Consider the following 7,298-nt stretch of genomic DNA (forward strand, 5'->3'; position numbering starts at 1 on the left):
AGCCGCGGCGTCAGGTCTCGCGCCACTTGTGGCCGCACTCGACGCAGGTGAACAGCCGGACCTCGTAGGAGCCGCCGGGCTTCGGCAGCATCTCGTAGTAGGCCCGGTCGCTGTCGCAGTCCTCGGCCGGACAGGGCTCCTCCATCGTCTCGGAGGCGCTCTGGGTCGCGTCGGCTACCTCGGGCGCCCCGTCGTCCTGCTGTCCGTCCTGCGTCGTCATCGCCGCTTCCGCGCGCGAGTCCCGCGACGCCTCGCGCCCACACGAGCGACACACCCACGCGTCGCCGTCCGTGTGCATCAGCGACCCGCAGTCGTCGCAGAATTGCATACGGGGTGCTGTACGCGGGTGTCGACTATAGGTGTTAACTTCCGGCCGCGTCGGGACCGGGCGACAGGGCTTCGCGTTACTTCAGCAGGCGCTGCGCGATTGTATTACGGAGCACCTCGCTGGTGCCCTCGTAGATCTCGTTGAGCTTCGCGTCCCGGTAGTAGCGCTCGACGTCGAAGTCCTTCGTGTAGCCGTAGCCGCCGTGAATCTGGATGCCCTCGTTGGTGACCTCGCGGCTGATCTCGGAGGCGTACAGCTTCGCCTGCGCGGCGTCCTTGATGAACTCCTCGCCGCGCATCTTCTTGTCCGCGGCGCGGTGCATCAGCAGCTTCGCGGACTGAATCTTCGTGTCCATGTCCGCGAGCTTGTGCTGGATGGCCTGGAAGTCGCTGATGGGCTGGTCGAACTGCTCGCGGGCCTGCGCGTAGTCGAGGCTGTCGTCGAGGGCCGCCCGCGCGAGCCCGATGGAGCGCGCGGCGATGGTGATGCGGCCGCCGTTCAGCGTCTCGAGGGCGTGCCGGAAGCCGTCGCCCTCCTCGCCGAGCAAGCGGTCCGCGGGGATGCGCATGTCGTCGAAGCGCAGTTCCGCGGTCGGACAGCCCTTGTCCCCGAGCTTGTCCTCGGTGCCCTCGACGTGGAAGCCGTCGTCCTCCTCGGGCCGCACGACGAACGACGAGATGCCCTCGTGGCCGGCGTCGGGGTCGGTCTTCGCGAACAGCGTCACGGTGTCCGCGACGCTCCCGTTCGAGATCCAGAGCTTCTCGCCGTCGATGACGTACTCGTCGCCGTCGCGCTCGGCCGTGGTCTCCATCGAGGGGACGTCCGAGCCCGCGCCGGCTTCCGAGAGCGCGAACGCGCCGACGTCGTCGCCGCGGTTCATCGCCGCGAGGTACTCGGCCTTCTGGTCGTCGTCGCCGTACTGGTAGAGCATGTTCCCCGCGAGGCTCGTGTGCGCCGCGACGACCGTGCCGAGGCCGCCGCTCCCCCGCGAGATCTCCTCGAGCGCGATGGCGTAGGAGTGGTAGTCCAGTCCCGCGCCGTCGTACTCCTCGGGGAACGGCATCCCCATCAGCCCGAGGTCGCTCATCTCGTCGACGAGGTCCCGCGGGAACTCGTCGTCGCGGTCGACGTCCGCCGCCCGGGGAATCACCTCCTCGTCGACGAACTCCGCGACCATCTCCTTGATCTGGCGCTGTTCGTCGCTGAGGCTGAAGTCCATACGCGAATCTTGCCGCGTCGTTCCTTTACTTTTCCTATGAGCGTGGCCGACCAGCGGGAGGCCACGTTATGGCGAACGCGGAGCGCAACGATGCGTGAGCAGCGTGGTTCGGAGCGAGCGGCAGCGAGCGAGAACCACGCCCACGGCGAGCGGTGACCGGAGGGAGCCGCGAGCAGCGTGTTCTCTCTAGGGCCGACCACCGGTCGCACACACCCCTCCAGCCGACCCGCCGACTCCCCGGTCCGTCCCCCGTCCCTTTTTGCGCGTGGTCCCCGTAACGGGGGTATAGCGATGGTCGGAGGCCACCAGTCCCCCCAGCCCGCGGCCGACGAGCGCGCGTGGTGTCACGACGCCGTGCAGGACGTCTCCCGCACGTTCGCGTTGACAGTGGACGCGCTCGACGAGCCCATGGCGACCCGCATCTGCGTCGGCTACCTGCTGTGCCGGGTGGCCGACACGGTCGAGGACGCCACGTCGATACCGCCCGAAGAACAAGCCGCGCTGCTGCGGGCGTACGACCGCGCGCTCGACCCCGACGACGGGACGACCGCGGCGGAGTTCGGGGACGCGGTCGAGGCCCACGTGCCGGCGGAGCCGGACGCCGACTGGACCGTGGTCACGGAGGCGCCGCGGGTGTTCCGCGCGTTCGAGAGCCTCGACGCGGACGCGCAGGCCGCGATTCGGCCGACCGTCCGCGAGATGACGACGGGGATGGCGTCGTTCGTGGAGCGGTACGCGGGCGACGGCGGCCTCCGCATCCAGTCCGTCGAGGAGCTGGAGGAGTACTGCTGGTACGTCGCGGGCACGGTGGGGGAGCTCGTGACGGAGCTGCTGGCGGCGGACGCGGACGGGGAGGCGGCCGCGACGATGCGCGAGCACGCGCGGTCGTTCGCGCTGCTCCTCCAGCTGGTGAACGTCGCGAAGGACGTGCGGCCGGACTACCACGAGGAGAACAACGTCTACCTGCCGGCGACGTGGCTGGACGAGGCGGGCGTCGACCCGGAGCGGGTGGCGGACCCGTCGAACGCGGACCGCGTCGGCGGCGTCGTCGAGCGCGTCGTCGACCGGGCGCGGGGGTACGCGGACGGCGCGCAGCGGTGGCTGGAGGCGATGCCGACGACCAGCGGGAACACGGTGGCGGCGTGGACGGTGCCGTACCTGCTCGCGGTGGGGACGATGCGGGAGCTCCGCGAGCGACCCGAGGACGTCGTCGCGGACGGCGACGTGAAGGTCTCGCGGGCGGAGGTCCACGCGGTCCTCACGCACGTGACCGGTGACTTCGACCGGTCGGCGCTGGGGAGCCTGCGCGAGCGCATCGCGAGCCGGCCGCTGGCCTGAACCCGGAACGCGTTAGTCGCTGCCGAGTCGACCCTTCTGCATGGAGACTGTCGCCGACGTCGTCGGGAGCCTCAAGGACCCGGACCGGCCGGCGGTGCGCGCCGACCGCGTCCACGACGCCCGCGAGTTCCGGTCGCGGACGTACAAGACTGGGAACGCGCTGCGGCACTGCGGCGTCCGCGAGGGCGCGGGCGTCGCGGTGCTCGACGTGCCGGCGCCGGCGGCCCTGCACACGTTCTTCGGCGCGGCGCTGCTGGGCGCGACCGTCGAGTTCGGACCGGACCGCGTGGTGGAGGCGCGCGTGCTCGCGGGACCGACGCTGGAACTCGGCGAGTACGACCTGCCGCCGGGCGGCCAGCGCGTCGGCTGGGGGGAGCCGCCGGCGGACCCGTCGTGGACGTACTTCGAGCGCGACGTCTGGAGCGAGAACCCGACGTTCCCGGAGCCGTCGGTGACTGCGGAGACGGAACTACTCGCGGGCGTGACCCACGGCGAAGCGGTCGACGCGGCTCAGCGGGTCGCCGAGACGTACGACGTCGAGGACCGGGTGGCGCTGCGCGCGCCGCTCGCGGAGCCCGGGACGGTCGTCGCGGGCGTCCTCGCGCCGCTGCTCGCGGGCGCGTCGATAGTGCTGCCGCCCGCCGGGGGCGCGGGGACGGTAGCGGTAGCGGACGGCGACGCGCCCGAGGACCGCGTGGTCGCGCCGGGCGACGCCGCGCCGTAGCCGCTCGTACGTGAGGGCGTCTCACGGTCGCGAAACCGCTATAATCCGGGGGTGAGATGAGCCACACATGCCAGACGCAGTAGTCTGCTGGGGTGGCCCTGCCCCCGCCGGCGAGCGCGCTGCCGGCGCGCGCGAGGACTGCGACGCGGGCAACCGAGACCCGCGTCGACCGGCGGCAGCGAACGCGGACGGCGAGGTGAGCGAGTGATGCCCGGGCCGGTTCTGGAGGTCGGCGACGACCTCGTGTTGCGGACCGTCGAGCGCGACGACGCCGCGTTCCTCCAGCGGCTGTTCACGGACCCGTACGCCCGCCTCGGCCTCCACGCGACCACGCACAAGAGCGAGGCGGAGGTCGAGACGTTCGTCGAGGAGGACGTCGAGGACGAGAGCAACGCCGCCTACCTCGCGTGCGTGGACGAGGAGGACGCGCCCTACGACCACCCGGACGACGGCGAGACGACGCCGGTGGCGTTCGTGTTCGCCAGGCACGTCGACCGCGACCGACCGGGGCTCGTGCTCTGGGTGCCCGAGGAGCACCGCGGCGAGGGGTACGGCGCCGCGGCGGTGGAACTCGCGCTGCGGGGCGTCTTCCGGACGTACGACGCCCACTCGGTCGGCGCGACGGTCCTCGAGAGCGACGAGCACTCGCAGTCGGCGTTCGAGGCCGCGGGCTTCACCGACGAGGGCCGCGGCCGCGAGGTGTGGTTCGCGGAGGGCGAGTACCAGGACGCCGTCGAGTACGGCTTGCTCCGCGAGGAGTGGGAGGCGTAATGCCCGGGCCGGTCGTCACCGAGGGCGAGCGCGTCGTCTTCCGCACCGTCGAGCGCGACGACGCGGCGTTCGTCCAGCGGTCCTGTACGGACCCCCGCATCCGGTACTCGCTGGGGGCGATTCACCACCGCTCGCGCGCCCAGCAGGAGGAGAGCATCGAGGAGTGGATGGAGAGCGAGGAGGTCGCGTCGTTCCTCGCGTGCATCGACGGCGCGGCGGGAACCGGCGCGAACCGGTCGAGCAGCGAGGGACGGAGCCCCTCGGACCGTTCGAGCGGGCCGAGCCCGCGAGAAGACGGCGACGAGCCGCGAGACGCGGAGGCGGCGCCGAGCGGCCACGCCGAGGACCGGGAGACGACGCCCATCGGCGGCTTCAACGCGCGCCACGTCGACGGCGACCGCGCGTGGCTGTCCTACTGGCTGCTCCCCGAGTACCACGGCGAGGGGTACGGCCGGGACGTCGCCGAGACGGGCATCGACTACGTCTTCGAGACCTACGGCGTCCACGGCCTCACCGCGGGCGCCTACGAGTTCAACGACGCCTCCCGCGGGCTGCTGGAGTCGCTGGGGTTCACCCAGGTCGCGCGCCGCCGTGAGGCCCGGTACATCGACGGCGACTACTACGACGAGGTGCGCTACGACCTGCTGCGCCGCGAGTGGGAGTGAGCGCTACCGGGCGTCCTCGAGCGCGTCGATGGCCTCGGGGTTCTCGATGCTGGAGCGGTCGCCGATGGACTCGCCGGTGTACGCGCCCTCGATGGCGCGGCGGACGATCTTCCCGGACTGGGTCTTCGGGAACTCGTCGACGAACAACACCTCACGGGGGCGGAACGGCTTGCCGAGTTCGGCGCCGACCTGCTCGCGGAGTGCCGTCCGGAGGTCCTCGCTGGCGTCGACGCGTCCTCCAGAATCACGTACGCGACGACGGCCTCGCCCGTCGTGTCGTCGGGGACGCCGACGGCCGCGGCCTGATTGACGGCGTCGTGGTCGATGAGCGCGCCCTCCACCTCCGCGGGGCCGACCTTCCGGCCGGCGACGTTGATGGCGTCGTCCGCGCGGCCGTGCAGGAACCAGAAGCCGTCCTCGTCGACCTGCGCCCAGTCGCCGTGGTTCCAGACGCCCTCGAAGCGCGACCAGTACTCCTCGAGGTAGCGCTCGTCGCCGCTCCAGAGGCTCTTGGTCATCGCGGGGTTCGAGGAGCGCGCGACGAGGTAGCCGCGCTCGTGGCTGTCCTTCACGGAGTTGCCGTCCTCGTCGACGACGTCGACGTCCATGCCGAGCCCGGGCCCGCCGAGCGTACAGGGCTTCAGCGGCTGGATGGGCATCGGCATCAGGAAGCAGCCGAACACCTCGGTGCCCCCGGAGATGTTGATGATGGGCGCCTCGCCGCCGCCGACGTGTTCGTAGAACCACCGCCAGCTCTCCGGGTCCCACGGCTCGCCCGTGGAGCCGAGCAGGCGCAGGCTGGAGAGGTCGTGGCCCTCGAGCCACTCGTCGCCGTACTTGCGGAGCGCGCGAATCGCGGTCGGCGAGATGCCGAACTGCGTGACGCCGTGGCGGTCGATGATGTCCCAGAAGCGGTCGGGTTCGGGGTGGTCGGGCGCGCCCTCGTACATCACGATGGTGCCGCCGAACGCGTGGTTGCCGACGAGCGTCCACGGCCCCATCATCCAGCCGATGTCGGAGACCCAGAAGAAGCGGTCGCCGGGTTTCTGGTCGAACCCGAAGTGAACCTCCTTGGCGGGCTGGAGGAGCGTGCCGGCGTGCGTGTGGACGATGCCCTTCGGCTTCCCCGTCGTCCCCGACGAGTACAGCAGCATGCAGGGGTCGCTGGCGGCCATCGAGCGCGTCTCGAAGTCGTCGTCCTGCGTTTCGACGGCCTCGTGCCACCACTCGTCGCGGTTCGTCCACGTGAGCGTCTCGTCGGGGCTGTCGACGACGCCGAGGCGGTCGTAGACGATGGTGTGTTCGACGTGGCCGGCGTCCTCGACGGCCTCGTCCAGCGTGTCCTTGAGGAGGACGCGGTCGCCGCGGCGGTAGAAGCCGTCACCGGTGAACACCACCGAGCACTCGGCGTCGCTGATGCGCGTCGCGGTGGCGTCGACCCCGAACCCGGAGAAGATGGGGACGGCGATGGCGCCGACCTTGAAGACGCCGTAGAGGATGCTCTGGACCTCGGGCACCATCGGCATGTAGAGGCCGACCGTGTCGCCCTCGCCGACGCCGCGCTCGGTCAGGGCGTTCGCGACCCGGTTCGCCTGCCGGTGGAGGTCGTGGTAGGTCTGCTGGCGGACCTCGCCGTCCTCGCCCTCCCAGATGCAGGCGACGTGGTTGCGCGTCCCGGCGTCGACGCGGGCGTGCCGGTCGACGGTGTTGTGCGCGACGTTCAGCTCCGCGCCCGGGTACCACTCCGTGAACTGCGGGCCGCCGCGGCTCGCGGCTGCGCCGCTCGCTCCGTCCGGGGCGCTGCCCGCCCCGCTGTCGTCCCGGACTTGGTCGAAGTCCTCGTAGAACTCCAGCCCGAGGTAGTCGGGGAGCTCCCCCCAGAACCAGTCGAGGTCGGCGGTCGTGCGCTCGACGAGCTCGTCGTAGTCCGCGATGTCGTAGGCCTGCATGAACTGCCAGACGTTCGTGGACTCGACGAACGCCTCGTCGGGTCGGTGGACGACTTCGTCCACTTCGTCGAGGGTGTCCATACGTGGCAACTCTTGCGTGTTCGGCAAAGGTGTTTCGCAGGCCCTGCGGCGAGCCGCCGGCGAGAGCGCCGCTGCGGCCGCACGCGCATCACAAACGTTATTAAAATATCTCTCGTTCCCCCCATCAATAAATGAGTGCGAGCGGTCGTCTCGCGACCGCGGGAACGTCACCACGATCGTGGTGGTCGCCGCCGTCGCCGCCGTCGCCGTCGCGGGCGCGCTC

General features: G+C 71.0%; 7 protein-coding genes and 1 pseudogene. 5 read left to right on the forward strand and 3 right to left on the reverse strand.

From position 1 onward, the window contains the following. Window positions 1-10: 10 nt before the first annotated feature. Both GJ634_RS04715 and GJ634_RS04720 read right to left on the reverse strand, forming a co-directional pair. Window positions 11-328 (reverse strand): RPA12/RPB9/RPC11 RNA polymerase family protein, encoded by a 318-nt coding sequence (locus GJ634_RS04715; RefSeq protein WP_157500736.1) that lies wholly within the window; start codon window positions 326-328, stop codon window positions 11-13. 76 nt (window positions 329-404) lie between these two features. Continuing rightward, complete coding sequence (locus GJ634_RS04720; RefSeq protein ID WP_157500737.1) at window positions 405-1,547, reverse strand: acyl-CoA dehydrogenase; 1,143 nt, start codon at window positions 1,545-1,547, stop codon at window positions 405-407. 291 nt (window positions 1,548-1,838) lie between these two features. On the opposite strand from GJ634_RS04720, the gene GJ634_RS04725 reads away from it, so the two are divergent. The 5 genes from GJ634_RS04725 (at window position 1,839) to GJ634_RS04745 (ending at window position 5,045) form a co-directional block, all read left to right on the forward strand. Next, window positions 1,839-2,885, forward strand: a complete 1,047-nt coding sequence (locus GJ634_RS04725; protein WP_157500738.1) for a phytoene/squalene synthase family protein — start codon at window positions 1,839-1,841, stop codon at window positions 2,883-2,885. A gap of 40 nt (window positions 2,886-2,925) precedes the next feature. After that, window positions 2,926-3,609, forward strand: coding sequence for a hypothetical protein (locus GJ634_RS04730; RefSeq protein WP_157500739.1), 684 nt, complete (start codon window positions 2,926-2,928; stop codon window positions 3,607-3,609). 67 nt (window positions 3,610-3,676) lie between these two features. Beyond that, on the forward strand, window positions 3,677-3,817 hold the full coding sequence (locus GJ634_RS04735) for a hypothetical protein (RefSeq protein ID WP_157500740.1): 141 nt from the start codon (window positions 3,677-3,679) through the stop codon (window positions 3,815-3,817). Further along, window positions 3,817-4,380 carry a GNAT family N-acetyltransferase gene (locus tag GJ634_RS04740; RefSeq protein WP_157500741.1) on the forward strand — a complete coding sequence of 188 codons (564 nt, stop codon included), beginning with the start codon at window positions 3,817-3,819 and terminating at the stop codon, window positions 4,378-4,380. The genes GJ634_RS04735 and GJ634_RS04740 overlap by 1 nt, the downstream gene beginning before the upstream one ends. Beyond that, the gene (locus GJ634_RS04745; RefSeq protein ID WP_157500742.1) at window positions 4,380-5,045 is read left to right on the forward strand and encodes a GNAT family N-acetyltransferase; all 666 of its coding nucleotides are present in this window, start codon (window positions 4,380-4,382) and stop codon (window positions 5,043-5,045) included. The genes GJ634_RS04740 and GJ634_RS04745 overlap by 1 nt, the downstream gene beginning before the upstream one ends. A 3-nt stretch (window positions 5,046-5,048) precedes the next feature. Here the strand turns inward: GJ634_RS04745 and GJ634_RS04750 are convergent. Next, a pseudogene (locus tag GJ634_RS04750) lies at window positions 5,049-7,075 on the reverse strand (AMP-binding protein). Window positions 7,076-7,298 lie beyond the last annotated feature (223 nt).

This window comes from Halobacterium sp. CBA1126, from assembly GCF_009741975.1.
Lineage (GTDB): Archaea > Halobacteriota > Halobacteria > Halobacteriales > Halobacteriaceae > Halobacterium.

Coding starts and splice junctions, on each gene's coding strand:
- GJ634_RS04715 (WP_157500736.1), bottom strand. CDS start 328: ATGCAATTCTGCGACGACTGCGGGTCGCTGATGCACACGGACGGCGAC.
- GJ634_RS04720 (WP_157500737.1), bottom strand. CDS start 1,547: ATGGACTTCAGCCTCAGCGACGAACAGCGCCAGATCAAGGAGATGGTC.
- GJ634_RS04725 (WP_157500738.1), top strand. CDS start 1,839: ATGGTCGGAGGCCACCAGTCCCCCCAGCCCGCGGCCGACGAGCGCGCG.
- GJ634_RS04730 (WP_157500739.1), top strand. CDS start 2,926: ATGGAGACTGTCGCCGACGTCGTCGGGAGCCTCAAGGACCCGGACCGG.
- GJ634_RS04735 (WP_157500740.1), top strand. CDS start 3,677: ATGCCAGACGCAGTAGTCTGCTGGGGTGGCCCTGCCCCCGCCGGCGAG.
- GJ634_RS04740 (WP_157500741.1), top strand. CDS start 3,817: ATGCCCGGGCCGGTTCTGGAGGTCGGCGACGACCTCGTGTTGCGGACC.
- GJ634_RS04745 (WP_157500742.1), top strand. CDS start 4,380: ATGCCCGGGCCGGTCGTCACCGAGGGCGAGCGCGTCGTCTTCCGCACC.